Source organism: Xanthomonas sp. SHU 166 (genome assembly GCF_000364685.1).
Classification (GTDB): domain Bacteria; phylum Pseudomonadota; class Gammaproteobacteria; order Xanthomonadales; family Xanthomonadaceae; genus Xanthomonas_A; species Xanthomonas_A sontii.
The window spans coordinates 1-25,041 of record NZ_AQOJ01000526.1 but is presented as its reverse complement, the minus strand read 5'-3'; the positions used below and the strand labels follow the sequence as shown (position 1 = coordinate 25,041).

20 protein-coding genes are annotated in these 25,041 nt (G+C 70.8%); 12 read left to right on the top strand and 8 right to left on the bottom strand.

Features of this window, described 5'->3' with window-relative positions; genetic code table 11:
* Positions 1 to 46 precede the first annotated feature (46 nt).
* Both D180_RS13575 and D180_RS13570 read left to right on the top strand, forming a co-directional pair.
* Positions 47 to 2,506, top strand: coding sequence for a TonB-dependent receptor (locus tag D180_RS13575; RefSeq protein ID WP_017913220.1), 2,460 nt, complete (start codon positions 47 to 49; stop codon positions 2,504 to 2,506).
* Positions 2,507 to 2,553: 47 nt separating this feature from the next.
* Complete coding sequence (locus D180_RS13570; protein WP_017913219.1) at positions 2,554 to 4,473, top strand: alpha-amylase family glycosyl hydrolase; 1,920 nt, start codon at positions 2,554 to 2,556, stop codon at positions 4,471 to 4,473.
* 337 nt (positions 4,474 to 4,810) lie between these two features.
* On the opposite strand, the gene D180_RS13565 is transcribed toward D180_RS13570, so the two are convergent.
* The 3 genes from D180_RS13565 to rsgA all read right to left on the bottom strand — a co-directional run bounded on the left by D180_RS13565 (position 4,811) and on the right by rsgA (position 7,961).
* Entirely contained in the window at positions 4,811 to 5,494 is a 684-nt protein-coding gene (locus D180_RS13565; protein ID WP_017913218.1) for a type 1 glutamine amidotransferase domain-containing protein, read from the bottom strand.
* A 101-nt stretch (positions 5,495 to 5,595) separates the two neighbouring features.
* Positions 5,596 to 6,840 carry a flavohemoglobin expression-modulating QEGLA motif protein gene (locus D180_RS13560; RefSeq protein WP_017913217.1) on the bottom strand — a complete coding sequence of 415 codons (1,245 nt, stop codon included), beginning with the start codon at positions 6,838 to 6,840 and terminating at the stop codon, positions 5,596 to 5,598.
* Positions 6,841 to 6,848: 8 nt separating this feature from the next.
* Positions 6,849 to 7,961 carry a ribosome small subunit-dependent GTPase A gene (rsgA, locus tag D180_RS13555; RefSeq protein ID WP_017913216.1) on the bottom strand — a complete coding sequence of 371 codons (1,113 nt, stop codon included), beginning with the start codon at positions 7,959 to 7,961 and terminating at the stop codon, positions 6,849 to 6,851.
* A gap of 308 nt (positions 7,962 to 8,269) precedes the next feature.
* Here rsgA and D180_RS13550 point away from each other — a divergent pair, with 308 nt between their 5' ends.
* The 3 genes from D180_RS13550 to D180_RS13540 all read left to right on the top strand — a co-directional run bounded on the left by D180_RS13550 (position 8,270) and on the right by D180_RS13540 (position 11,014).
* Positions 8,270 to 9,547, top strand: coding sequence for a pyridoxal phosphate-dependent aminotransferase (locus tag D180_RS13550; protein ID WP_017910899.1), 1,278 nt, complete (start codon positions 8,270 to 8,272; stop codon positions 9,545 to 9,547).
* A gap of 96 nt (positions 9,548 to 9,643) precedes the next feature.
* Complete coding sequence (locus tag D180_RS13545) at positions 9,644 to 10,285, top strand: SGNH/GDSL hydrolase family protein (protein WP_017913215.1); 642 nt, start codon at positions 9,644 to 9,646, stop codon at positions 10,283 to 10,285.
* Positions 10,286 to 10,342: 57 nt separating this feature from the next.
* Positions 10,343 to 11,014, top strand: coding sequence for a methyltransferase domain-containing protein (locus D180_RS13540; RefSeq protein ID WP_017913214.1), 672 nt, complete (start codon positions 10,343 to 10,345; stop codon positions 11,012 to 11,014).
* 681 nt (positions 11,015 to 11,695) lie between these two features.
* Here D180_RS13540 and D180_RS13530 read toward each other — a convergent pair.
* Positions 11,696 to 12,487, bottom strand: coding sequence for a polysaccharide deacetylase family protein (locus D180_RS13530; protein WP_193314199.1), 792 nt, complete (start codon positions 12,485 to 12,487; stop codon positions 11,696 to 11,698).
* Positions 12,488 to 12,530: 43 nt separating this feature from the next.
* On the opposite strand from D180_RS13530, the gene grxD reads away from it, so the two are divergent.
* Positions 12,531 to 13,457, top strand: a complete 927-nt coding sequence (grxD, locus tag D180_RS13525) for a Grx4 family monothiol glutaredoxin (protein ID WP_017913210.1) — start codon at positions 12,531 to 12,533, stop codon at positions 13,455 to 13,457.
* A 505-nt stretch (positions 13,458 to 13,962) separates the two neighbouring features.
* Here the strand turns inward: grxD and D180_RS13520 are convergent.
* Positions 13,963 to 14,508 carry a DUF924 family protein gene (locus D180_RS13520; protein ID WP_017913209.1) on the bottom strand — a complete coding sequence of 182 codons (546 nt, stop codon included), beginning with the start codon at positions 14,506 to 14,508 and terminating at the stop codon, positions 13,963 to 13,965.
* Positions 14,509 to 14,671: 163 nt separating this feature from the next.
* On the opposite strand from D180_RS13520, the gene D180_RS13515 reads away from it, so the two are divergent.
* From D180_RS13515 to D180_RS13505, 3 genes are all read left to right on the top strand, one after another.
* The gene (locus tag D180_RS13515) at positions 14,672 to 16,072 is read left to right on the top strand and encodes an amidohydrolase (RefSeq protein ID WP_017913208.1); all 1,401 of its coding nucleotides are present in this window, start codon (positions 14,672 to 14,674) and stop codon (positions 16,070 to 16,072) included.
* The gene (locus D180_RS13510; protein ID WP_017913207.1) at positions 16,069 to 17,358 is read left to right on the top strand and encodes an amidohydrolase family protein; all 1,290 of its coding nucleotides are present in this window, start codon (positions 16,069 to 16,071) and stop codon (positions 17,356 to 17,358) included. The genes D180_RS13515 and D180_RS13510 overlap by 4 nt, the downstream gene beginning before the upstream one ends.
* 167 nt (positions 17,359 to 17,525) lie before the next feature.
* Positions 17,526 to 19,130, top strand: coding sequence for a rhamnogalacturonan lyase B N-terminal domain-containing protein (locus D180_RS13505; RefSeq protein ID WP_043090981.1), 1,605 nt, complete (start codon positions 17,526 to 17,528; stop codon positions 19,128 to 19,130).
* An 805-nt stretch (positions 19,131 to 19,935) separates the two neighbouring features.
* Here the strand turns inward: D180_RS13505 and D180_RS13500 are convergent.
* A complete protein-coding gene (locus D180_RS13500; RefSeq protein ID WP_017913205.1) occupies positions 19,936 to 20,769 on the bottom strand; it encodes a cellulase in 834 nt (277 codons plus the stop codon).
* Between the two features lie 317 nt (positions 20,770 to 21,086).
* On the opposite strand from D180_RS13500, the gene D180_RS13495 reads away from it, so the two are divergent.
* The 3 genes from D180_RS13495 to D180_RS13485 all read left to right on the top strand — a co-directional run bounded on the left by D180_RS13495 (position 21,087) and on the right by D180_RS13485 (position 23,125).
* Positions 21,087 to 21,716: a DsbA family protein gene (locus D180_RS13495; protein WP_017913204.1), complete on the top strand. Its 630-nt coding sequence runs from the start codon at positions 21,087 to 21,089 to the stop codon at positions 21,714 to 21,716.
* A 47-nt stretch (positions 21,717 to 21,763) separates the two neighbouring features.
* The gene (locus tag D180_RS13490; RefSeq protein ID WP_017913203.1) at positions 21,764 to 22,705 is read left to right on the top strand and encodes a DegV family protein; all 942 of its coding nucleotides are present in this window, start codon (positions 21,764 to 21,766) and stop codon (positions 22,703 to 22,705) included.
* Between the two features lie 81 nt (positions 22,706 to 22,786).
* A complete protein-coding gene (locus tag D180_RS13485; protein ID WP_017913202.1) occupies positions 22,787 to 23,125 on the top strand; it encodes a hypothetical protein in 339 nt (112 codons plus the stop codon).
* A 54-nt stretch (positions 23,126 to 23,179) separates the two neighbouring features.
* Here D180_RS13485 and D180_RS13480 read toward each other — a convergent pair whose 3' ends face one another.
* Positions 23,180 to 24,091, bottom strand: coding sequence for a DMT family transporter (locus D180_RS13480; protein WP_017913201.1), 912 nt, complete (start codon positions 24,089 to 24,091; stop codon positions 23,180 to 23,182).
* The gene (locus tag D180_RS13475; RefSeq protein WP_017913200.1) at positions 24,088 to 24,879 is read right to left on the bottom strand and encodes a PhzF family phenazine biosynthesis protein; all 792 of its coding nucleotides are present in this window, start codon (positions 24,877 to 24,879) and stop codon (positions 24,088 to 24,090) included. Before D180_RS13475 ends, D180_RS13480 begins: the two co-directional genes overlap by 4 nt.
* Positions 24,880 to 25,041: the final 162 nt, after the last annotated feature.

The following is a 25,041-nucleotide window of genomic DNA, read 5'->3' as shown; positions in this document are numbered from 1 at the left end:
CGGCGCCCCGCCACCCACTGCACCACTCGCTTCGGGAGAGACAGCGATGCACCACCCTTCGATCCGCCTGCAGACCCTGGCCCTGGCCGTCGCCGCGGCGCTGTCCGCACCGGCGGCGCTCGCGCAACAGGCCACGCCCGCCGCTGCCGACGCCCCGGCGGCGCAGGGCGACGTGGTCAGCCTGGACTCGGTGTTCGTCACCGGCACCGCCACGCCCAAGAGCAAGCTCAAGTCCAGCGTCTCGGTGAGCACGGTCGGCGCCGAGGCGATCGAACAGTCGGCGCCGCGCAGCACCGCCGAGATCTTCCGCAACATCCCCGGCATCCGCTCCGAATCCAGCGGCGGCGAAGGCAACGCCAACATCGCCGTGCGCGGCCTGCCGGTCGCCTCCGGCGGCGCCAAGTTCCTGCAGTTGCAGGAAGACGGGCTGCCGGTGCTGGAGTTCGGCGACATCGCCTTCGGCAACGCCGACATCTTCCTGCGCGCGGACTACAGCCTGGAGCGCATCGAAGCGATTCGCGGCGGCTCGGCCTCCACCTTCGCCAGCAACTCACCCGGCGGCATCATCAACTTCATCAGCAAGACCGGCGACACCGCCGGCGGCAGCGTCGGCCTCACCCGCGGCCTGGGCGGCTACGACAACACCCGCCTGGACTTCGACTACGGCGCACCGTTCGCCGAGCACTGGCAGTTCAACGTCGGCGGCTTCTACCGCCGCGGCGATGGCGTGCGCGATGCCGGCTACACCACCGACAAGGGCGGCCAGCTCAAGGCCAACCTGACCCGGCTGTTCGACAACGGTTACGTGCGCGTCTACGCCAAGTACCTCAACGACCGCGCCGCCGGCTACCTGCCGGTTCCCACGCGGGTCAGCGGCAGCGACGGGTCGCCGCACTTCGGCAGCATCGACGGTTTCGATCCCGGCACCGACACGCTGTACAGCCCGTACTTCCGCAGCAGCGCCACCCTCGATGGCGGCAACAAGCCCTCGCGGGTGGAACTGGGCGACGGCATGCACCCGCTGTCGCGCGCGTTCGGCGCCGAGGCGCAGTTCGACATCGGCGGCGGCTGGACCCTGACCGACAAGTTCCGCATCGCCGACACCTCCGGCCGCTTCGTTTCGCCGTTCCCGGCGCAAGTCGCCGATGCCGGCGCGCTGGCGGCGAGCATCGGCGGCGGCGGCGCCGGCCTGCGCTACGTCGACGGCCCGAACGCCGGCCAGGCCTACACCGGCCTGGCGCTGCGCACGCATCTGTTCAACGTGCACCTCAACGACCTGGGCAACGCGGTCAACGACCTCAGCCTGGCGCGCGACTTCGGCAGCGGCGACGGCGGCAACCTCAACCTCAAGGCCGGCTGGTACGCCTCGCGGCAGACCATCGACGTGGACTGGACCTGGAACTCCTACGTGCAGTCGCTGGGGCACCGCCCGCGGCTGCTGGACGTGGTCGCCGCCGACGGCAGTCTGCGCTCGCAGGACGGCCTGTATGCCTACGGCGTGCCGTATTGGGGACTGGACAACACCCGCCACTACGACGTGCGTTACGACATCAACGCGCCGTACCTGGCGCTGAGCTGGGACCAGGGCCCGCTGAGCGTGGACGGCAGCCTGCGCTACGACATGGGCCGCGCGCGCGGCAACACCGCCGGCGGCGTGCTGGCCAGCAATGTCGACGTGAACGGCGACGGCGTGATCGAGGCGCCGGAGCAACGCGTGGCGACCATCGACTACGCCAACCCCAAGCCGGTGCGCTACGACTGGAACTACCTGTCGTATTCGTTCGGCGGCAACTACATGCTCAACGACGACCTGGCCGCATTCGCGCGCTACAGCCGCGGCGCCCGCGCCAACGCCGACCGCCTGCTGTTCGGCGTGGTCCGCGACGACGGCTCGGTGTCCTCCAACGAGGCGGTGAACGTGGTCAAGCAGCTTGAGGGCGGCTTGAAGTGGCGCAGCGGCGGGCTGAGCCTGTTCGCCACCGCCTTCGCCGCGCGCACCCAGGAGCAGAATTACGAAGCCACCACCCAGCGCTTCTTCGACCGCACCTACAAGGCGCACGGCCTCGAGCTGGAAGCCGCATACCGCACCGGCGGCTTCACCCTCAACGGTGGCCTGACCTGGACAGACGCCACCATCGACAAGGACCAGATCACCCCGGCCAACGCCGGCAACACCCCGCGTCGGCAGGCGCGCTTCGTCTGGCAGCTGACGCCGAGCTACCGCGGCGAGCGCTACCAGGTCGGGGTCAACGCGATCGGCACCAGTTCGGCCTACACCCAGGACAGCAATCAGCTGAAGATGCCCGGCTACACCCAGGTCAATCTGTTCGGCGACTACCGCATCACCGATGCGCTGACCGTCTCGCTCAACGTCAACAACCTGTTCAACACCTTCGGCCTGACCGAAGCGGAGGAAGCGTCGATCGCCGACGCGGCTTCCGGCGTGATCCGTGCGCGCTCGATCCCGGGCCGCACTTCCAGCATCAGCCTGCGCTACGACTTCTGACGAGGACCGCACATCCGCGCCCCACCGGGGGCGCGGCCAAGCCCCCCATGACCGCACCCGCCCCTTCCGCACTGTCCGCGCTCGCCCATACCCTGTGGCAGGCGCATCTGCATCCGGCTACCGCCGACGCGCTGCTGCCGCGCCTGCAGCGCCACGGCGAACGCCTGCTCGCCCCATTGCATGCGCTGTACGCTGCGCATCCGGCCTTCGCGCAGTGGTTGCCGCAGTGGCTGACGCAATTGGCGGCCACCGCCAACGCGCGGCCGTCGGCGCTGCGCCAGCTCGATGCCGAGCGCGCGCCCGACTGGTTCGCCACCCCGGCGATGCTCGGCTACAGCGCCTATGTCGACCGCTTCGCCGGGACCTTGCATGGCGTCGGCGAACGCGTGCCCTACCTGCAGGAACTGGGTGTTCGCTACCTGCACCTGCTGCCGTTCCTGCGCGCGCGCGCAGGCGACAACGACGGCGGCTTCGCGGTCAGCGACTACGGCCAGGTCGAACCGCGCCTCGGCGACACCGCCGACCTGGCGGCACTGACCGCACGCCTGCGCGCGGCCGGCATCAGCCTGTGCGCCGACTTCGTGCTCAACCACACCGCCGACGACCATCCCTGGGCGCTGGCAGCCAAGCGCGGCGATGCGCGGTATCTGGACTACTACCACCACTTTCGCGACCGCGACGCGGTGGATGCCTACGAGCGCCCCCTGGGCCAGGTGTTCCCGCACACCGCGCCGGGCAACTTCACCTGGGTGGAGGACGCCGACGCGTGGCTGTGGACCACGTTCTATCCCTACCAATGGGATCTGGACTGGAGCAATCCGGCGGTGTTCGGCGAGATGGCGCTGGCGCTGCTGCGCCTGGCCAACCTGGGCGTGGAGGTGTTCCGCCTGGATTCCACCGCCTACCTGTGGAAGCGTCCCGGCACCGATTGCATGAACCAGCCGGAGGCGCACACCATCCTGCAGGCGCTGCGCGCGCTCACCGACATCCTTGCGCCGGCGGTCCTGCTGAAGGCCGAGGCGATCGTGCCGATGGCGCAGTTGCCGCCCTACTTTGGCGACGGCGCCGCGCGCGGCCACGAATGCCACCTGGCCTACCACAGCACGCTGATGGCGGCCGGCTGGGTGGCCCTGGCCGAGCAGCGCGGCGACATCGTGCAGGCGGCGATCGCACACACGCCGGCGCTGCCGCCGGCCTGCGGCTGGCTCAGCTACGTACGCTGCCATGACGATATCGGCTGGAACGTGCTGCAGCGCGAAGCCGCCGGTGGCGATGGCGTGGCGCCGTTCGCGCTGGCGCGCATCGCCCAGTTCTACGCCGGCGACACAGCGGACAGCTACGCGCGCGGCGAAGCCTTCCAGAGCAGCGGCGATGGAGTGCACGGCAGCAACGGCATGAGCGCGGCCCTGACCGGCATCACGGCAGCGCTGGTCACCGATGATGCCGATGCGCTGGAACTGGGCGTGCGCCGCCTGGTGTTGCTGTACGCGGTGGCGCTGGCGATGCCGGGCATCCCGCTGTTGTACATGGGCGACGAACTGGCCCTGGGCAACGACGAGGCATACCGCGACGACCCGCTGCGCCAGCACGAAGGCCGCTGGCTGCATCGCCCGGTCATGGACTGGGCACGCGCGGCGCAACGCCACGACACCGACAGCCTGCCCGGCCAGGTCTACACCCGCCTGCGCGGGTTGATCGCCGCGCGTGCCGCCACTGCGGCACTGGCCGCCGACCAGCCGTTGCGTGCCGTGCCGCTGGGCGATCCCGCCCTGCTCGGTTTGGCGCGCGGCGAGGACTTCGTGGCGATCTACAACTTCAGCGCACAGCCAATGGCGGTCGACGTCACCGATGCACTTGAAGGAGATGACTGGTCCACCATCGCCGATGGCGGCAACGACCCCGCCACCTTGGCGAACTGGAGCGGCATCCTGCCCGCGTACGGCCTGCGTTGGTGGCTGCGCGGCTGAGCCGAAAACAGCAGCGGCGCCTATCAGCGCCGCTGCTTTGCGTCTGCGCTTTCGAGTGCGTGCAGTCGGGACTGAAGTCCCTCCCACAGGCGCGCACCCTGGCTGGCACGCGGCGGCACATCTACTAGGCCTCGTAGGGGCGGCTTCAGCCGCGACCGGCATCAGTGCGAACGCCCGTCGCGGCTGAAGCCGCTCCTATAGAGGACAAACGGCGAAGGCTACAAAAGCGGCACGAGGTTGCGCTTCAACCGCTACGTCATCACCCCAGCGCAAACCAAAGCACCTCGCGTACCGAAAATGGCAAGTTAGCCTTGCCATCATCGCGCTCGATGAGTGCTCACTTCCCGCGCAGCATTCCCAGCAACGCTTCGGCCGCCGCCTCGGACGAGGCTGGGTTCTGCCCGGTGACCAGGCGGCCGTCCTCGACCACGTGCACGCCCCAATCGGCGACCTTGCTGTACTGGCCGCCCAGGCGCTGCAGTTCGTCCTCGACCAGGAACGGCACCACGTCGGTCAGACCCACCGCGGCTTCCTCGCTGTTGGTGAAGCCGGTGACGCGACGGCCCTTCACCAGCGGCGAGCCATCGGCCGCCGTCACCCGGCGCAGCACGCCCGGCGCATGGCAGACGAAGCCGATCGGCTTGTCGGCGCGTGCGAACGCTTCGATCAGGGCGATGGAGTCGCGGTCCTCGGCCAGGTCCCAGAGCGGGCCGTGGCCGCCCGGGTAGAACAGCGCGGCGTAGTCGTCCACGCGCACCGATGCCAGCGGATGCGTGCTCGCCAGTTGCTGCTGCGCCGCCGGGTCGCCCTTGAAGCGGCGAGTCGCTTCGGTCTGTGCGTCCGCCGCATCGCTCTTCGGGTCCAGCGGCGGTTGCCCGCCCTTGGGCGACGCCAGGGTCAGTTCGGCACCGGCATCCTTGAACGTGTAGTACGGCGCGGCAAATTCTTCCAGCCAGAAGCCGGTCTTGTGGCCGGTGTCGCCGAGGCGGTCGTGCGACGTCAGCACCATCAGGATCTTCATGCGGGTCTCCTCGTGAGGGGAAGCGGCCATGCGGAGGCAGGCCGGGCGCCGCAGTATCGGCAGCCGCACATTCGCGGCGGGTGAGCGCCGCGTGGCGCCGTTCAGTCCACCTGATCCATGCGAATCCGGTTGGCGAACAGCGAGAACGCCAGCATCCCGGCCAGGCCGCTGGCGCGCGCGACCCACGTCGGCAACCAGCGCGGCGGTGCCAGCACGCCGGACTCGAACAGCGGCGCGAACGCGGCCACGTCCTCCAGCGCCATCTTGCCGGCGAACAGCCAGCGGCACAGCGGCAGCCGGTCGCGCTGCAGCGCCTGGCGGAAGAAGGTGTGCACCGACACCAGCCCGCGCAGGTACACGGTGTCCTTGGTGAATGCGGCGCCGCCGGTGGTCGGCACGCCGCGGAACACGCGCTGCGCCGAGGAGAAGCTCTCCGCAGGCGCCTGCCCGGCCGCATCGAAGTAGCGGAACACCTCGATGAAGTCGGCGCCGTCGCGGGCCAGCGCGATCGCCTCGATGCGCAGGCTGATCCGCTTCATCCGCTCGATGTCGATGCTGCCGGTGATCTGCTCGGCGAAGGTCGCCAGGCCTTCCTGGGTGGCGGTGGTGCGCGGCGAGGACAGCGCCAGGCTCGGCAACTGCGCCTGTTGCCGGCCATTGAGCGCGGTCAGCGAATGCACCAGCGCCTCGTGGTGGAACAGTTGCGCGCGGTCGTAGTCGCTGAAATGCGCGCCGGAGCGCAGGCGGATGCGCTGTGCGCCGGCGGCGGCCTTGGCCAGCAGGTCCGGATCCAGTTCCACCGTGATCACCCGCGCGCCGAAGAACTCGTCCAGGTCGCGCTGCAGCAGCAGGCGCAACGCGGTGGCCGACACCGGCACCTGCTCCTCGGCCGAGAACAACTCGCGGTCCAGTTCCTGGGCGATGCGGATGAAATGGCCGGCGGCCTCGCGGGTGGTGGGACCGTGGCCGGGCATCGGGTCGTCCGGCACGCCGAACAACTGCGCCGAATACATCCCCACCGCCAGCGTACCGAGCGCTTCCAGCAGGGCGGCGGCCAGATCCCAGCTGTGCACCGAGGCCTGCAGGTAGGCGCCGAGCGGATGTGCCGGATCGGCGGCCTCGGCGATCGCCGCGAGCTCGCGGCGGGTGTCGGCGAAATCCAGCCTGGGGTAGTCCACCTGCGGCAGTTGCGGCTGGCCGCGCGCCACGCTCTCAAGGAACGGCGTCTGCAGCGCCACCGGCCAACTGGCCAGGGCCAGCAGGCGGATGCCGCGCACCGCCTTGACCAGCCGTGCATCGAGCGCGGCATGATGGCGGATCTCAACGGGCAGCGCGCGCTTGGCCACGCCTGGCCTCAGCGGCGCAGGGTCCGCGGTGGCGGACGCTTGCCACCCGGTTTGCCACCGCTGGGCTTGCCGCTGCGGCCGGCGGCCGCGTTCTGCGCCTGACGCTGCGCCAGCTTGCCGGCGGCACCAGCGACCTCGTCGCGCAGCTTCAGGTAGTTGGCCAGGCGCGCCTCCTCGATCTCGCCGCGCTCGATCGCCGCCTGCACCGCGCAGCCCGGCTCGGCCTGATGCGCGCAGTCGTTGAAGCGGCACTGCGCGGCCAGCGCCTCGATGTCGGCGAAACCGCCTTCGGCCAGGTCTTCCTCACCGGTGGGCTTGAGTTCGCGCATGCCGGGGGTGTCGATCAGGCAGGCGCCGGACGGCAACGGCAGCAGCGCGCGATGGGTGGTGGTGTGGCGGCCGCGCGAGTCGGTGGCGCGCACCGCCGCGGTGCGCATCTTCTGCACGCCCAGCAGGGTGTTGGTGAGGGTGGACTTGCCGGCACCGGACGAGCCGACCAGCACCGCGGTCTGCCCCGGCCCCAGCCACGGCCGCAGCGCGTCGACACTGTCGGCCTGGCGGGCGTTGACCGTGAGCAGCGGGATCGCCTGCGCCGCCAGTTCCTCCAGCACCGCCAGCGCGTCGGCGGCGTACTCGGTGAGGTCGGCCTTGGTCAGCACCACCACCGGCGCCGCACCGCCGCCGCCCACCAGCAGCAGATAGCGCTCGATCCGCCGCGGATTGAAGTCCGCATCCAGGCCGCAGACGATGAACACCGTGTCGATGTTGGCCGCGATCACCTGCTGGTGGTAGTGCTCGCCGGCGGCGCCGCGCTTGATCGCGGTGCGCCGCGGCAGCAGCGCGACGATGCGCGTGTCCTCCAGCAACACCCAATCGCCGACCGCGGCGCGCTCGTGGCTGGGAAAGCGCGGCCGCTGCCAGTCCGGCAGCGATTCGACCTTGAATCCGGTGTCCACCGCATCGGCGACCACATAGCCGGTGCGGTGCTGCTCCACCACCCGCGCCGGCCGCGCCTGCGGATGCGTCTCGAACAGCGCGCGCCAGGCCGGCTCCTCGGGCATTCCGGGCCAGGGCCAGCCGATGGGGCGCAACGCGTCGAAGTCGATCGGGGAGGTGGTCATGGGCGAATTCTAGAGGGTGCGCCGCGCCCAAAGGTGAGCGCAGGGCGGCCACTGGGACACGCGCAGGGCGGCGCCTTGCGTGGTTGGCCCGCGCCGCAGGCGGCGTCCCGGGAGTCGCCAGCAGCGGCGCATGATCCGCGCGACGCGTGTGTGGCAGCCACACGGGCCAGCCACGGGGCCTCGTCCAATGCAGCGCCTAGCGTGGCGGCCGGGCGTCGTAGACGACCCGCCACCACGGCGCCCCACCGCCCCGCCGCGGTGTCACATTTCCGCTACCATGCAGGTCCCACGCCCCACCGGCCAATGCGATGCCCACCCTGCCGATCAAGCCGCTCGCGATCCGCGAACGCCTGTCCGAAGTCCGCTACGAGATTCGCGGCGAACTGGCACGGCGAGCCCGCGAGCTGGAGGCCCAGGGGCGCAAACTGATCAAGCTCAACATCGGCAATCCCGGCGCGTTCGGCTTCCGTGCCCCGGAACATCTGCAGCGCGCGATCGCCGACGACATGGGCCGCACCGATCCCTATACCCACCAGCAGGGCCTGCCGGAGGCGCGCGAGGCGATCGCCGCGGCCTACGCCCGGCGCCAGCATCCAGACGCGCACCCGGACCGCATCTTCGTCGGCAACGGCGTCAGCGAGCTGATCGACCTGTCGCTGCGCGCGCTGCTCAACCCGGGCGACGAAGTGCTGGTGCCCTCGCCCGACTACCCGCTGTGGTCGGCCGCCACCATCCTCAACGACGGCCGCCCGGTGTACTACCGCTGCGCGCCGGAGAACGGCTTCCAGCCCGACCCGGTGGAGATCGAGACGCTGGTGTCCTCGCGCACCCGCGCCATCGTGCTGATCAACCCGAACAACCCCAGCGGCGCCAGCTACTCGCGGGCGCTGCTGGAGAAGATCGTCGCCATCGCGGTCAAGCACAACCTGCTGCTGATGGTCGACGAGATCTACGACCAGGTGCTGTACGACGACGCGGAATTCGTGTCGGTGGCACCGCTGGCCGGCGCGCATCCGTGCATCAGCTTCGGCGGCCTGAGCAAGGTGCACCGCGCCTGCGGCTGGCGCGTGGGCTGGGCGCTGCTGTCGGGCGACGCCGAGCGCGTCGGCGATTTCCGCAACGCCATGGACCTGCTCGGCGCGCTGCGCCTGTGCGCCAACGTCCCCGGCCAGTTCGCGATCGATGCCGCGGTCAACGGCCCGGACACGATCTCGCCGCTGTGCGCCCCGGGCGGGCGCCTGTACGAGACGCGCCGCGCGGTGCTGGAGGCCTGCGCGGCCAGCGAGCACCTGTCGCTGGTGCAGCCGGCCGGCGCGCTGTACGCGTTCCCGGCGGTGGTCGGCGCCGCCGCGCGCGGCTTCGACGATCACGCGTTCGCCCTGGAGCTGATGGAACAGGAAGGCGTGCTGGTGGTGCCAGGCTCCAGCTTCAACGTGCCCTACCGGCACCATTTCCGCGTCACCCTGCTGCCGGAGGCGGCGACGATGCGCGAGGTGTTCGCGCGCATCGACCGCGTGCTGGCACGCCGCGCCGAGGATGCCACCAAGGTGGTGCCGCTGAAGCCGCGGGCGGCTGTGGGGCGGTGAGTGGGGAATGGGGAATGGGGAATGGGGAATGGCAAAGCGTGCGCCGTTCCTGCGAGTGCGCGTCCCGGTGATGGGGCTGCCACTGGCCCCGCGTAGATGAGCCAGGCGCGTTTCGCCGCTGTCCAGCACACACCGCTGCGCTACCTGGCGCTGGGCGATTCCTACACGATCGGCGAAGGCGTGGACGCCGACGGACGCTGGCCGATGCAACTGGCCGCGGCGTTGCGCCGCGACGGCATCGCGCTGGCCGATCCGCAGATCGTGGCTACCACCGGCTGGACCACCGACGAACTGGACGCCGGCATCGACACGGCCGCGCCGCAGGGACCGTTCGACCTGGTGACGCTGCTGATCGGCGTCAACAACCAGTACCGCGGCTACCCGCTCGACGACTACCGCGCGCAGTTCGACGCGCTGCTGCAGCGTGCGATCGGCTTCGCCGACGCGCGGCCGCAGCGGGTGCTGGCGGTGTCGATCCCGGATTGGGGCGTGACCGCCTTCGCGCAGCCACCCGCCCACGATCCGGCGCACATCGGTGCGCAGATCGACGCCTTCAACGCCGCCGCGCAGGCTTGCTGCGCCGCGCGCGCGGTGCGCTTCGTCGACATCACCGGCTGCAGCCGCGACGGCGGTGGCGACCCGGCGATGCTGGCCGCGGACGGGCTGCATCCGTCGGCGGCGATGTATGCGCGCTGGACCGCGCGGCTGTTGCCGGCGGCACGCGATGCGTTAGCCTAGCTGGCGTACGCCCGCTGCCAAGGACCGACATTGCGCGACGCCAGCACCACCCAGCCCATGACCCGCCCGCAGGCCCTGGCCATCGCCCGCGCCTTCCTGCCCACGCATCCGCTGGGCAACCGCTACGACTACTACTACACGCGCACCAAGCTGCGCACCGATCCGCTCTACCCCGGCGTGCTCGCCGCGCTGCGCGGCACCGACGCGCCGGTGCTGGACCTGGGCTGCGGGCTGGGCCTGCTCGCGCACGCGCTGCGCGCCGACGGCCAGCGCCAGCGCTACCACGGCGTGGACATCGACGCGGCCAAGATCCGCCGCGCCGGCGCCATCGCCGCCCGCAACGGGCTGCAGGACACGCATTTCGCGGTGGTCGACCTGGGCCAGTCCTGGCCCGAGCACCACGGCAGCGTCGCGATCCTGGACGTGCTGCAGTACCTGGACCGCGACATGCAATCCAACCTGATCCGCAGCGTGGCGCGCATGCTCACGCCCGGAGCCAAGCTGGTGATCCGCAGCGGCCTGGGCGATGCCAGCGGCCGTGGCCGCACCAGCCGCATCACCGACGTGTTGGCGCACCTGGCCGGCTGGATGCAGGAACTGCCCAAGGCCTATCCCACCCGCGACAGCCTGCAGGCCCAGCTCGACGTCGCCGGCCTGCGCGCCAGCTTCGCGCCGCTGTACGGCAACACGCCGTTCAACAACTGGCTGATCGTGGCGGAACCGCGTTGACGTCGCAGCTGTCGCGCGAACTCCCGGTCTGCACGACCTTCTCGCCGATCGTGGCCCAGCGCGCGCGACAGCGAGCGCCCACCGCGTCGGCGCGTTCCCCGCTGCAAGCTGCCATGCCGCCGCACAGCGGCATGGAGATGGCCTCCATGCACTGAAGGCTGCAGTGCGCGAAAGACGGCCTCTGGCGGTTCCTGGCGGACCGTTTTCAGGTGTGCGATAGTCCGCCGGACCAGCCACGGACTCGGCAGAGGGACACATGGATGTTGCGCCACTACTGGCAACATTGCGAGGGATCGCTGCGGCTATTCGCTCACCGTCACGGCGCCAGACCGCGGACGTGCGACGCGTCTTCGCGGACCGCACCGAGATGCACCAGTACTTCGACGCGCAGCACGCGGCAGGCTATGACTGCTTCGTCACTCGCCTGCGAGACGGCTGGGAGGTGCGCAGTTACAAGCGCACCAGATGAAAGCGCAGCCGGGCCTTGCGCCATGCTGCCTGTACTACACCTGCACACGCCGGATGGTCATGCCTTCGCCGCATGCGCCGACTACTCCGTGCAGCGAGCGACAGATACCCCTCGGGCGCCTGTCGGCATGCCGCCCGCGCATGGACATGGCCGCCGCAGCGTATGCGCATCGGCACCACGCCACAGCGCAAGCGGGGGAAGCGCGTCCAGCCTCAGGTCGGGCAGATCGTCTCCAGCCCACGCGCCTGCACAGCCTGCAACACCCCCTCCACGATCGCCGGATTGTGCCCGTGCGCCGCGCCCTCGTGCAGCAGCACGATGGCGCCGGGCTGCAGGTCGCGGGCGATGCGCGCGACGGTGACCGCGGGGTCGCAGCGCACGCCATCGAAGCCGCGCGCGCTCCAGGCCACCCGGGTCAGGCCATGCCGGCGCAGTGGTGCGGCGACGAAGGGATTGGTCATGCCCACCACCGAGCGGTACCAGCGCGGCGCAGTGCCGGCGATCGCGGCCAGGGTCTGCTGCGCCTGGCCGATTTCCTGCGCCATGCGCCGTGGCCCCAGCGCCCAGAACCACGCCTGCGGATGGTGCTGGCTATGGTTGCCGATGCCGTGGCCGCGGCGCAGGATCTCGCGTACCAGTTGCGGGCGCGCGGCGGCGCGGGCACCGACCAGGAAGAACGTGGCCTTGGCCTGGTGGCGGTCGAGCAGGTCCAGGATCGCCACGGTGTCGTCGGAGGGGCCGTCGTCGATGGTCAGCCACACCCGCGGCGCGCTGCCGGGCAGGCGATCCAGCACCGGCGCGTACAGCCGCGCCCGCGGCAGGAACACCGGCAACACCAGCGCGGCGTGCGACAGTAGCAGCGCCGGCAGGCCGACTGGCCAGCCATACGCCCACCACAGCCCCGCCACCAGCGCCTGCGAGGCCAGCGCCCAGGGCAGCCAGCGGTAGGGGTGGCGCGGGATGCGATGCAGCGTTTCCGGAACTGTCATGCCCCATGATGCCATGCGGCGTAGAATGACCGGTCCGACTCTGCGACGACTGCCTGCCATGTCCCTCGACCCCGCCCTGCGCTCCCGTATCGAAACGCTGCTCAGCTCCAACCGCGTCGTGCTGTTCATGAAAGGCCAGCCGGGCATGCCGCAGTGCGGGTTCTCCGCCAAGGCGGTGGGCGCGCTGAACGAGCTCGGCGTCGACTTCGCCCACGTCAACGTGCTGGCCGACCAGGACATCCGCGAGGGCATCAAGGTCTACGGCGACTGGCCGACCATCCCGCAGCTGTACGTGGACGGCGAGCTGATCGGCGGCAGCGACATCATCCTGCAGATGGCCGGCAGCGGCGAGCTGAGCGAACTGCTCGGCGTGGCCGCGCCGGACCGCACGCCACCGTCGATCACCATCACCGACGCCGCCGCCGAGATGCTGCGCGGCGCGCTGGCCGACGCCCCGGGCGCGAGCCTGGCGCTGGCGATCGACGCGCAGTTCCAGCCGAACTTCCAGTTGGCGCCGACCGACCCCAACGCCATCGCCGCCGAGTCCAACGGCCTGCGCGTGCAGTTCGACCTGGGCAGCGCGCGCCGCGCCGACGGCATCACCATCGACTGGGTGGACGACATCCGCGGCCGCGGCCTGGCCATCGACAATCCCAATGCGCCCAAGCCGGTGCAGGACCTCAGCCCGCGCGACGCCGACGACCAGGTACGCGCCGGTGGCCTGATCCTGGTGGACGTGCGTCCTCCGGAAGAGCGCGCGGTGGCGGCGGTCAACGTGCCGTTCCGCACCCTCGACGGCGAGCAGCGCGCGCAACTGGAAGCGCTGCCGAAGGACACCGCGCTGGCCTTCCTGTGCCACCGCGGCGGCCGCAGCGCGCAGGCGGCCGAGCACTTCCGTTCGCTGGGCTTCACGAAGGTGCACAACGTGGTCGGCGGCATCGACGCCTGGACCGACCAAGTCGACGGAAGCGTTCCGAAGTACTGAGTCAGGTACCTCGTGGGTTGCGTCCCGTGCGGGCGCGCCGAAAGGGCGATCAAGCGATCGCCCTTTTTTGTGCCCGCGCGCCGCGATCGCCACAGCGCGCAAACACGCACACGCGCGCACCCGTAGGAGCGGCTTCAGCCGCGACCGGGCTTTACCGGCAAGGCCAGGTCGCGGCTGAAGCCGCTCCTACCCTGGGCACACACTCGCCTGGCGTCTTGCGCAAGTGCTGACGGCAGCGCCGAAGTCGGGCGCTCCGTGTAGGAGGGACTTCAGTCCCGACTGCAGTGACACACGATGCGCCCGATGGCTTCGCTCGTCGCGGCTGAAGCCGCTCCCACAAAAAGCGCATTCCGTGTCTCCGGTGCGCGTACCAGGCGAATGCTGGCGGCCGCGCCAGCAGCCTGGTGCATCCCTGTGGGAGGGACTTCAGTCCCGACTGCAGTGACACACGATGCGCCAGTGGCTTCATCCGCATGAAGTGGCGAACGCACAGGCACCGCCTCCCTCAACCAGCAAACCCACCCGCATCCAGGAACGCCAGCTCCTCCGGCGTCGTCGTGCGCCCCAGCGCCATATTGCGGTGCGGGAAGCGACCGAAGCGCTGGATCACGTCTTCGTGCACCACCGCCCACTGCAGCGATTCCGCATCGCCGAGCGCGCTGAACAGCTCCACCGCCTGGCGCTGCCGCGCCGCGTCCTCGGCATGTGTGTAAGGCAGATAGAAGAACATCCGCAGTTCCGCGTCGGTCTCCTGGTCGAACCCTGCCGCCAGCGCCTGGTCGGCATAGCGGCACGCAAGGCCATCGGTGGCGAAGGCATGCGCGCTGCCGCGGAACACGTTGCGCGGCACCTGGTCGAGCAACAGCAGCAGCGCCAGCGCGCCTTCGGCGTCGGTCAGCCAGTCGCTGCGTTCGCCGCGCGCGGCGGCGTGATGCGCCTCCAGCAGATGCTGGCGGACATTGGCGTCGAAGGAGTCGTTGGCGGCGAACCAGCGTTCGCGGCCGGCACTGCGCCAGAAATCCACGACGGTGCGCGCAGGGGTGTCGGTCATTGCGGTGTCCATGGGCGAGAATCGCGCTGCATAACAGGTTCCGCGTCGCGATTCGGTGCAGCAAGGCGTGCCGATGCCGCACCCGCACTTGGCAAGCGCGCCGGCTCGGGCTAGCGTGCGGGCACGGCCGCAAGGGCCGGATTCATCTTCCGGGGAAAATTCGATGCGTCATCTGTTGCTCGCCTGCCTGGGCGTGGCGTTGTGCGGCCCGGCCGCCGCGGCCTCGCGTTTCGTCGACGATCCCTATCCCAGCACCTATCGCGCGCTGGCGTCGGTGCCGGTGCTGATCGAACACGCCACCGTGCTCACCGGCACCGGCGAGCGCCTGGACGATGCCGACGTGCTGCTGCAGGACGGCCGCGTGCAGGCGGTCGGCCGCGCGCTGGCCGCGCCGGCCAACGCCACCCGCATCGACGGCCATGGCAAGTGGGTCACGCCCGGCATCATCGACGTGCACTCGCACCTGGGCGTGTATCCCAGCCCGGGCGTCAGCGCGCACAGCGACGGCAACGAAGCGACCGCGCCGGTGACCCCGAACGTGTGGGCCGAGCATTCGATCTGGCCGCAGGATCCCGGCTTCGGCACCGCGCTGGCCGGCGGCGTCACCGCGCTGCAGGTGCTGCCCGGCTCGGCCAATCTGGTCGGCGGCCGCGGCGTCACGTTGAAGAACGTGCCGGCCACCACCTACCAGGCAATGAAGTTCCCGGGCGCGCCGTGGGGCCTGAAGATGGCCTGCGGCGAGAACCCCAAGCGGGTCTACGGCGAGAAGGGCGGCCCGTCCACGCGCATGGGCAACGTCGCCGGCTACCGCGCCGCCTTCATCGACGCCAGCGAATACCTGCGCAAGAACGCGCCCAAGCAGAAGAGCCCGCCCAAGCGCCACTGGTGGAGCCGCGGCAACGGCGACAACGACAGCAGCGGCGACAGCGGCGGCAAGCGCGACCTCAAGCTGGACACGCTGGCCGGCGCCATCAACGGCGACATCCGCGTGCACATCCACTGCTACCGCGCCGACGAGATGACCACCATGCTCGACCTGGCCAAGGAGTTCGGCTTCAAGATCGCCGCCTTCCACCATGGCGTGGAGGCCTACAAGATCGCCGACCGCCTGGCCCAGGAGAACGTCTGCGGCGCGCTGTGGGCCGACTGGTGGGGCTTCAAGATGGAAGCCTTCGACGGCATCCAGGAGAACATCGCCCTGGTCGACCGCCCCGCCAACGGCTGCGCGATCGTGCACTCGGATTCGGAGGAAGGCATCCAGCGGCTCAACCAGGAAGCGGCCAAGGCGATGGCCGCCGGCCGCCGTGCCGGCATGGACATCCCGCCCGAACGCGCGATCCGCTGGCTGACCAGCAACCCGGCCAAGGCGCTGGGCATCGACAGGCAGACCGGTTCGCTGGAGCCGGGCAAGATGGCCGACGTGGTGCTGTGGAACGGCAACCCCTTCAGCTCCTACGCCCTGGCCGACAAGGTCTACATCGACGGCGCGCAGGTCTACGACCGCGCCGACCGCCGCCTGCAACCCACCTCCGATTTCATGCTCGGCCAGGAGGCTGCCCGATGAGCCGCGCCCTACCCTCGCCCCGCCGCCTGGCGCAGCGTCTGGCCCTGGCCGTCTGCCTGCTGCTGGGCAGCGCGCCCGGGTTCGCCCAGGACGTACTGATCCGCGGCGCCACCGTGCACACCGGCAGCGCCCGCGGCACCCTCGCCAATGCCGACGTACTGGTCCAGGGCGGCGTGATCCGCGCGGTCGGCCCCGGCCTGAGCGCGCCAGCCGGCGTCGCCGTGGTCGAGGCCAAGGGCCGGCCGCTGACCCCGGCGCTGTTCGGCGGGATCACCGAGATCGGCATCGAGGAGGTCTCCGGCGAGGCCTCCACCGTCGACAGCACGCTGACCCTGCCGCACGACCAGCCGATGCGCCCGGAGTTCGACGTGACCCTGGCCTACAACCCCGAATCGGTGCTGATCCCGGTCGCGCGGGTGGAAGGCATCGGCTTCACCGCGCTCGGCGCCAACACCGGCGGCGCCTTCGTCGCCGGCCAGGGCGCGGTGATGCGCCTGGACGGCGGCGCCGACCCGATCGGCCCGCGCGCGCTGTACCTGCACCTGGGCAGCGATGCGCTGGAACTGAGCGGCAAGTCGCGCGCGGCGCAGTGGATGCTGCTCGACCAGTTGGTGGCCGAAGCGCGCGGGCGCATGCCCGCCGATTCGCCGCATGCGCTGCTGACACCGGCCGGGCGCGCGGTACTGGCGCGCTACCTCGCCGGCCAGGGCCGCATCGTGGTGACGGTGAACCGCGCGGCCGACATCCGCCAACTGCTGCGTTGGGCACAACGCGAGAAGGTGCGCATCGCCATCGCCGGCGGCGACGAGGCCTGGAAGCTGGCGCCGGAACTGGCGAAGGCGCAGGTGCCGGTGTTCGTCAACGCGCTGGACGACCTGCCGGCCAGCTTCGACCAGATCGGCGCCACCCTGGAGAACGCCGCGCGCCTCAACGCCGCCGGCGTGGCGGTGAGCTTCACCCAGGGCGGCGACGGCGCGCACAACGCGCGCAAGCAGCGGCAGCTGGCCGGCAACGCGGTCGCACACGGGCTGCCGTGGGACGCCGCCCTGGCCGGCCTGACCCGGGTTCCGGCCGAGGCCTTCGGCGTGGGCGACCGCCTGGGCAGCATCGCCCCGGGCAAGCTCGCCGACCTGGTGCTGTGGGAAGGCGACCCGCTGGACGTGGCGCACTACGCCGAGCAGGTCTGGCTGGGTGGCCGCGCCATCCCGATGCGCTCGCGGCAGACCGAACTGCGCGACCGCTACATGCAGCAGAACGGCGCGCTGCCGAAGGCGTACACGCACTAAACCGCGTCGAGCACACCGGGACGGCATCGCACTGACGATGCCGTCCCGCCGGTGGCGACGCCCCGCAATGCGCACCTGAGCGCTGCCCCACCGCCGCGCGGAAACGGCATCGCGTCCGCGTCCGCGCGCAGTAGGCTGTGCGCCTCGCTGCCGTCGCCCGCGCCGCCATGCCCTGCTTGCTTCGCCTGCTGCTGTGCTGCCTCGCCCTGTACGCCGCGGCACCCGCGCTGGCAGACGCAGCCGATTTCGGCGTCGCTCGGGTCGGCGATCGCTTCGTCGTCGACAGCGGCGCCGATCTGCAGTTCAGCGTGGACGCGCGCACCGGCGACGTGGTCTCCCTGCGCTACCGTGGCGTCGAACTGGAGAGTCCGGAAGCCAAGCACTCGGAGATCGCCTCGGGCCTGGGCAGCGCCCGCGTCGCCGCACGCACTGTCGGCGACACCATCGTGGTCTCGGCCAGCGCTGGCGACCTGGTGCAGTACTACATGGCGCGCAAGGGCCGCGACGCGCTCTACCTGGCCACCTATGCCCCGACCCTGCTGCCGGTCGGCGAACTGCGCTTCATCGCCCGCCTCGACGCAACCAAGCTGCCCGACGCCGAGCGCGAACCGGATTCCAACATCGGCACCGCGATCGAGGGCAAGGACGTATTCCTGCTGCCGGACGGCCGCACCAGCTCCAAGTTCTACTCGGCGCGGCGCGCGATCGACGACAGCGTGCATGGCGTCAGCGGCCCCGGCCTCGCGGTGCGGATGTGGATGGGCGATCGCGAGCACAGCGCGGGCGGGCCGTTCTTCAAGGACATCGCCACGCAGCGGACCGCGCGCACCCACGAGCTGTACAACTACATGTTCTCCAACCACACCCAGACCGAACCCTACCGCGGCGGCCTGCACGGGGTGTACGTGCTGCAGTTCAGCCGCGGTGGCGCGGAAGCGCAGGTGCCGCCGGACCTGCGCTTCGTCGACGCGTCGCTGGGTCTGCAGGGCTTCCTGGGCACGGCGGCGCGCGGCGCGGTGGCCGGCCAGGTCTCCGGCATCGACGCAGGGCAGCCGGCAGTGGTGGACCTGCGCAACGCGCAGGCGCAGTACTGGACCAGGGCCGATGCCGACGGCCGCTTCCGCATCGCCGGCATCCGCCCCGGCGCTTACCGCATCGCGCTGTACCAGAACGAGCTGGAGGTGGCCCACGACACCGTGCAGATCGCAGCCGCAGCCACCGCGCAGGCCGCCCTGCATGCGGTCCCGCTGCCCGGCCAGGTGATCTGGCAGATCGGCGATCCCGATGGCACGCCGGCCGGTTTCCGCAACGCCGCGTTGCTGGCGCGCGCGCATCCCTCCGACCGGCGCATGGCGCCATTGGGACCGCTGACCTATCGCGTGGGCCACGACCGTCTCGACGCATTCCCGGCGGCGCAATGGCGCGGCGTCAACACGCCCACCCGCATCGCCTTCGTGCTCGGGCCGGACCAGGTCCACGCCTACCGCCTGCGGCTGTTCGTCCCCCTGACCCAGGCCGGCGGCCGCCCGCAGCTGCGGGTGAACGATCGCTGGAGCGGACCCGTGCCGCCGCGGCCGGAGCAGCCGGACAGCCGCGGCATCACCCGCGGCACCTACCGCGGCAACAACACCGTCTATCTGTTCGACATCCCGGCCAGCGCGCTGCAGGCCGGCCTCAACACGCTGGACATCGACGTCGCCTCGGGCTCGCCGGACAATGGTTTCCTCGGCCCGGGCATCGTCTTCGACAGCGTGCAATGGCTCGCGCCGTGAGGCGCTGCGAGCAGACGCGCCACACTCTCCGGCGAGGACGTCGCGGCGCTGCTACGCTGCGCGCCTTGTCCGACGGAAACGCACGATGCGCAGTTCGCTGTCCCTCCTGCGCCTGCTGCCGCTGGCGCTGCTGGTCGTGACCTGTGGCGCAGGCGCCGCGCCGCCCACACCCGGCGTCTACCTCGCCGATGGCGGCGACCGCCTCGACGTGGCGCGCGACGCCGACGGCCTGGGCTTCTCGCTCGACGTCACCGGCGCCAACGGCCATACCTGTGCGCTGGACGGCACGCTGCAGGGCGAACTCGGCTTCACCCGCGCGCACGACGACGATCCCGCGTCCCTGTGCCGCACCCGCTTGCACGCCGAGGGCGACGCCATCCGGGTCGAGGCGCTCACCCCCGACACCTGCCGCGACTACTGCGGCGCACGCGCCTGGTTCGAAGGCGACTACCGACGCGCCGCGCCGGCCTGCGTGCCCGAGGCGGCGGAGGCCACCCGCGCGCGCTTCCTGCGCCAGTACCAGGCCAAGGACTACGCCAACGCCGAACGCACTCTGGCCGCGCTGCTGGACGGCTGCGGCAAGACCCTGTTCTGGCTGGACGCCGCGCAGGTCCGCACCGATCTGGCGCTGACCCAGTATCACCTGGGCGACCGCGCCGGTTGCCTGCGCACGCTGGCACCGGTGCTGGAACGCGCCGGCAGCGGTGCCGAGGACGTGCGCAACAGCCTGCCGCCCAGCGATGCCGACGGGTTCCTGCCGATCGCCCGCGCCGCCTGGCACAACGCGGCACTGTGCAAGGCGCCGTCAGTTGGCGCCGATATTGGCCTGGATCCAGGCCCAGCCGTTGCCGCGCACCACCTCGAAACCGGCCTCGACCACGTGCAGGTACATCGCGTTGCTGAAGCGCCCTTCCTGCGCGCGATGGGTGTGCAGCCAGCTCAGGAACGGCTTGATGTCGATGTTGAGATTGCCGTTGCTCGGCAGGGTTGGTTGGCCCGCGGTGTTGTGCGGAATGAAGGTGTAGACGTAGTAGCCGGCGGCGCTGTTCATGCCTTCCCACAGATCGAAGGTGTAGCCGCCGGCGCTGATGACGTTGCTGGCGGTGAGCGTGCCGATCGGGTACGAGTTGTGGCCGCCCCAGATCATCACTTCGGCCTGCGGGATCGCGCTGGAGGACACCGTGCTGTCCCAGCGGAAGAACAGGTCGTAGGCGAAGTCGCCGGCCAGGTTGCTGCCGCCGGACGAGTACGCGAAGGTCGCCGGCAAGGACCGCAGCGCCGAGACCTGCCGCGGGAAGGTGCGGTCGGCAGTGGGATTGAAGCCGTAGTGCGAGCCGCGCAGGATCGCCGGATAGCCGTACAGGCTGGCGTTGGGGAAATTGAAGGTCACGGTCATGCTCGGCGTGCTGCCGCTGTGGAACGTGCCCTGGATGACGTTGTTGGGGTCGTTGAAGTTGTTCACCCAGGCGTACTGGTTGCCGTACACCTGGTACGGCCCGGCCAGCGCCATCGGCGCGATGGCGAGCAGCGCGGTGGCGAACAGCGCGCGCAGGGTCCGCGCCCAGCCGCGCGGCGACCTGACGACCGTGGCGGGAAGGCGCGGCGAAGCAGCGGCGGAAACGGAAGCGGAAGCGTGCATGGCGATCTCTCCTGAGCGTGCAGGGGCAGCGAAGCTGCTGCCGCGGCGGACGCTAGCAAGGTGCGCGTACCGCGAGCTATGACAAGACCCGCGCATGCCATGCGCCAGCGCAATAGCGCTACCGCGATCCAGGCCACGGCCGCGCGGCGCTTCACAGATATCGCGTGCCAGCGAGATTTCCCCCACGGCATCGTCTACGCATTGCGGTCGCCGGGCGAACGGTCGGCGGCGACATCTCGCACTGCAGCATGCCGATGTACGCAGTCGCAGCGCGCGCGAGGTCGCGCTAAGCTGATCGGTCACTGCGGAGAAGCACGATGACGTTGCGCTGGTATTTCGATTTCATCTCGCCGTTTTCCTATCTGCACTGGCAGCAGGTGAAAGCGCTTCCGGAGTTCGCCCGGATCCAGCCGGTGCCGATCGTGTTCGCCGCGGTGCTGACGCAGCTGCAGACGCGCGGGCCGGCCGAGGTGCCGCACAAGCGCGAGTTCACCTATCACTTCGTGCAGTGGCAGGCGCAGCAGCAAGGCGTGCCGCTGCGCTTCCCGCCGGCACATCCGTTCAACCCGCTGACGGCGCTGCGCCTGTGCATCGCCGCCGGCACCACGCCGCAGGCCATCGATGCGCTCTTCGACTGGCTGTGGCGCGATGGCCACGCGGGCGACGACGCCGCGGCCCTGGCGCCGGTCGGCCAGGCATTGGGGATCGCCGACGTGGCCGCGGCCACCGCCGATGCGCAGGTCAAGGCGCAACTGCGCGCCAACACCGAACAGGCGCTGGCGGCCGGCGTGTTCGGCGTGCCGACCCTGCAGATCGACGACACCCTGCTGTGGGGCAACGACGCGCACCCGCTGATGCGAGCGGTGCTGGCCGACCCGCAACTGCTGCAGCGCGGCGACATGGCGCGCCTGAGCGCGCTGCCGGTCGCGGTGCAGCGCAACGCCTGAGCGGTCGCCATGTCCATCGATCTCCCCAATCACTGGAGCTTCAGCGGATGCGCATCGGCATCGTCGTAGATTCCGCCTGCGATCTGCCGCAGGACTACATCGCCCAGCACGACCTGGTGGTGTTGCCGATCAGCGTGCGCCTCGGCGGCACCGTCCTGGCCGATCGCCGCGACGAAGCGGCGACGCTGGAGTTCCTGCACGCACAGGTCAGCGCGCACGGCGCCGAAGCCGAGACCGTGCCGTACAGCGTGGCGCAGATCCGCGAGCTGTTCCTGAGCCGGCTGGTCATCGACTACGACCACGTGTTCTGCCTGACCATCGCCAAGACCCGCAGCCCGATACACGACCATGCGCAGCAGGCCGGCTTCGCCATCCTCAGCAACTACAAGCCGATCCGTCAGGCTGCCGGCCACGCCTCGCCGTTCGCGCTGCGGGTGATCGACACCCAGAACCTGTTCGCCGCGCAGGCGGTGATCGCCGTCGAGGCGGTGCGGATGCGTGCCGACGGTGCCGGCGTGCAGGCCATCCGCGAGCGGCTGGAAACGCTGGCCGAGCACACCCATGGCTACATGATCGCGCGCGACCTGTACTACCTGCGCAGCCGCGCGCGCAGCAAGGGCGACCGCAGCGTCGGCCTGCTCAGCGCCGCGCTCGGCTCGGCCCTGGACATCAAGCCGGTGCTGCACTGCCACCGCGGCGAGACCGCGCCGGTGGCCAAGCTCAAGGGCTTCGACCACGCCGTGCAGACCCTGTTCGGGCTGGCCGCCAAACGCGTGGCCGCCGGGCTGATGACGCCCACGCTGTGCCTGAGCTATGGCGGCGAGCTGGCGGAACTGCGCGCCCTGCCCGGCTACGCGGCGCTGCGTCAGGCCTGCGACAGCCACGGCGTTGAGCTGCTGGAGAGCGTGATGAGCCTGACCGGCATGGTCAATGTCGGCAAGGGTGCGCTTGTGCTGGGCTTCGCCGGGGAGGCGCTGCGCTTCGGCTGATCGCCCGCTGGCCGCGTCGACGGCGGGTCGCCGCCGGCTCTGCTAGGCTGCGCCGCTTCGTACCGCCCACAAGAGATGCCCATGGCCGTCACCTACTCGATCAGCCTGCCCGATCCCGCCCGTGCCCGCGGCAGCAACCCGTCGCTGAGCTTCTCCGCGCACGGCGCCGACGCCTTCGCCGAACAGCTGCAGGCCGCCCTCAGCGATCCGGCCTGGTTCGAGCGCTGGCGCGCCATGCAGCCGGAGCCGGACGAGGTCGATCCGGCGCTGGGCGTGACCGATCCGGCAGCACGGGTGACCGGCCGCCAGGACGATCTGCGCATCGACCTGTCCGCGACCACCAGCATCCCCGGCGACATCCTCAAGCAGCGCCTGCGCCTGCTCGCCGGCAGCGGCTGGGAACTGCGCGACGTGCGCTGAGCCGAACGGCACGGCCACCGCACTGCGGTGGCCGAGACGCTCTGCGGTGCCGCGCTAGGACACAGCCACCGCCCGGCGTGACCAGGACCAGCGCAGATTGACCGCCAGCGTCCCCAGCACGATCAGCGCCAGGCCCAGCCACTGCACCGGCACCAGCCGGTGGCCGTACAGCAGGTAGTCCAGCAGCAGCGTCACCAGCGGGTAGACGAAGGCCACGACTGCGATCGCCGCCACGTGCAGGTGCCGGTAGGCGCTGTAGAACAGCACGTACACCACGCCGCTGTGGATCACCCCCAGGCCGACCAGCCAGAACCAGTGGCGACCGGGGTGCAGCGCGGCGCCGCTGGAGAAGCCGGCCAGCATCGCCGCACCGACCCAGCACTGCACGGTCACCACCGCCAGCGGCCGCTCGCGGCTGATCCGCCGCGACATCAGCAACGACGCGCCGCACAGCAGCGCGCCCAGCAGGGTCAACGCGATCCCGCCCAGGTAGCCGCGGTCGGCGCTGGACCACAGCCGCAGCGGGTCCGCCGAACAGGCCACGCCGACGAAGGCCAGCAGGGTCCAGCCCAGGTCGGCACGGCGGCTGCGCTCGCCCTGCAGCACCGCCGCCAGGATCAGCATGACGAACGGGAACACGTGGTAGACCATGGTCGCCACGCCGATCGACGAACGCGCCATGCCGGCGAACAGCGCCACCCAGTTGAGTACCAGCAACACGCCGCTGAGCGCCGCGTCGCGCAGCAGCGCGCGCTCGCGCCACAGGCCGCGCAACTGCCCGCCGAGCAGGCCGCACCCGGTCAGGAACAGCGCGCCGAACAGGCAGCGGTAGAACACCGCGGTCACCGGATCCTGGCCGCTCTCGTGCACGAACACGCCGACCGAGCCGATCAACACCTCGGCCAGCAACAGCTGCCACAGTGCCCGCCGGGACGCGCCCGCGGATGTCGCGACGGCGGCGCTCACAGCGCGATGCTCCCGTGCAGGTACTGCACCGCCGCGCCACGCACCTGCACGTGGTCCGGCGTCACCCGGCAGTCCAGTTCGCCGCCGCGCGCCGACGCCTGCCACGCACGCAGGTCGCACTTGCCCAGGCGCTGCGCCCACAGCGGCGCCAGCGCGGCGTGGATCGAGCCGGTCACCGGATCCTCGGCGCCGCCGTTGGCCGGCCAGAAATAGCGCGAGACGAAATCGTGCTCGCGCCCGGGCGCGGTGACCGCGACATCGCGCGGTGCCAGCACCAGCATCCGCGCCAGGTCCGGCACCACCGCGCGCACCTGGTCTTCGTCCGCGTACACGGCGATGTAGGCCTGGTCGTTGCGGTACGCCGCCTGCGGCGCGATCGACAACGCCTGCGCGAGCGCCTGCGGCACCGCCGCCAGCGCGGTCGGCGCCTGGTTCGGAAAGCGCAGGACGAAGCGCCCGTCGGCCTCGCGATCCACCCCCAGTTCGCCGACCGCCGCGGCGCGGAACCGCAACGGCAGCGGCGCCAGGCCCTGGGTGGCGACGACGAAGGCGCTGGCCAAGGTGGCGTGGCCGCAGAACCCCACTTCGCGCAGCGGCGAGAACCAACGGATCGCGAACGCGCCATCGGCCTCGCGCACGAAGAACGCGGTCTCCGACAGATTGTTCTCGCTGGCGATGGCCTGCATCAGCGCGTCCGGCAACCACGCCTGCAGCGGCACCACCGCGGCCGGGTTGCCGCGGAACCGCACCGTGGTGAACGCATCGACGATGAACAGCGGCAGTTGCACGCGCGGCCTCGGGAATGGGGAAGGACAGGGCCAGTGTGCGCCGGGGTGGGCGACCAGCACAGAGTCAGATACGCTGCAAATCGACCGATACAGATGAGGCCGCCGCATGCGCCTGTACGAAGCCCTCGCCAGCCAGCTGCGCGACCAGATCGCGCAGGGCAC

What these genes read in the sequence shown, in the direction of transcription:
- D180_RS13500 (WP_017913205.1), bottom strand. Translation starts at nt 20,769, where the DNA reads ATGCACGCTTCCGCTTCCGTTTCCGCCGCTGCTTCGCCGCGCCTTCCC.
- D180_RS13575 (WP_017913220.1), top strand. Translation starts at nt 47, where the DNA reads ATGCACCACCCTTCGATCCGCCTGCAGACCCTGGCCCTGGCCGTCGCC.
- D180_RS13540 (WP_017913214.1), top strand. Translation starts at nt 10,343, where the DNA reads ATGACCCGCCCGCAGGCCCTGGCCATCGCCCGCGCCTTCCTGCCCACG.
- D180_RS13495 (WP_017913204.1), top strand. Translation starts at nt 21,087, where the DNA reads ATGACGTTGCGCTGGTATTTCGATTTCATCTCGCCGTTTTCCTATCTG.
- D180_RS13530 (WP_193314199.1), bottom strand. Translation starts at nt 12,487, where the DNA reads ATGGCATCATGGGGCATGACAGTTCCGGAAACGCTGCATCGCATCCCG.
- D180_RS13505 (WP_043090981.1), top strand. Translation starts at nt 17,526, where the DNA reads ATGCCCTGCTTGCTTCGCCTGCTGCTGTGCTGCCTCGCCCTGTACGCC.
- D180_RS13550 (WP_017910899.1), top strand. Translation starts at nt 8,270, where the DNA reads ATGCCCACCCTGCCGATCAAGCCGCTCGCGATCCGCGAACGCCTGTCC.
- D180_RS13520 (WP_017913209.1), bottom strand. Translation starts at nt 14,508, where the DNA reads ATGACCGACACCCCTGCGCGCACCGTCGTGGATTTCTGGCGCAGTGCC.
- D180_RS13510 (WP_017913207.1), top strand. Translation starts at nt 16,069, where the DNA reads ATGAGCCGCGCCCTACCCTCGCCCCGCCGCCTGGCGCAGCGTCTGGCC.
- D180_RS13485 (WP_017913202.1), top strand. Translation starts at nt 22,787, where the DNA reads ATGGCCGTCACCTACTCGATCAGCCTGCCCGATCCCGCCCGTGCCCGC.
- D180_RS13545 (WP_017913215.1), top strand. Translation starts at nt 9,644, where the DNA reads ATGAGCCAGGCGCGTTTCGCCGCTGTCCAGCACACACCGCTGCGCTAC.
- D180_RS13565 (WP_017913218.1), bottom strand. Translation starts at nt 5,494, where the DNA reads ATGAAGATCCTGATGGTGCTGACGTCGCACGACCGCCTCGGCGACACC.
- rsgA (WP_017913216.1), bottom strand. Translation starts at nt 7,961, where the DNA reads ATGACCACCTCCCCGATCGACTTCGACGCGTTGCGCCCCATCGGCTGG.
- D180_RS13570 (WP_017913219.1), top strand. Translation starts at nt 2,554, where the DNA reads ATGACCGCACCCGCCCCTTCCGCACTGTCCGCGCTCGCCCATACCCTG.
- D180_RS13515 (WP_017913208.1), top strand. Translation starts at nt 14,672, where the DNA reads ATGCGTCATCTGTTGCTCGCCTGCCTGGGCGTGGCGTTGTGCGGCCCG.
- D180_RS13490 (WP_017913203.1), top strand. Translation starts at nt 21,764, where the DNA reads ATGCGCATCGGCATCGTCGTAGATTCCGCCTGCGATCTGCCGCAGGAC.
- grxD (WP_017913210.1), top strand. Translation starts at nt 12,531, where the DNA reads ATGTCCCTCGACCCCGCCCTGCGCTCCCGTATCGAAACGCTGCTCAGC.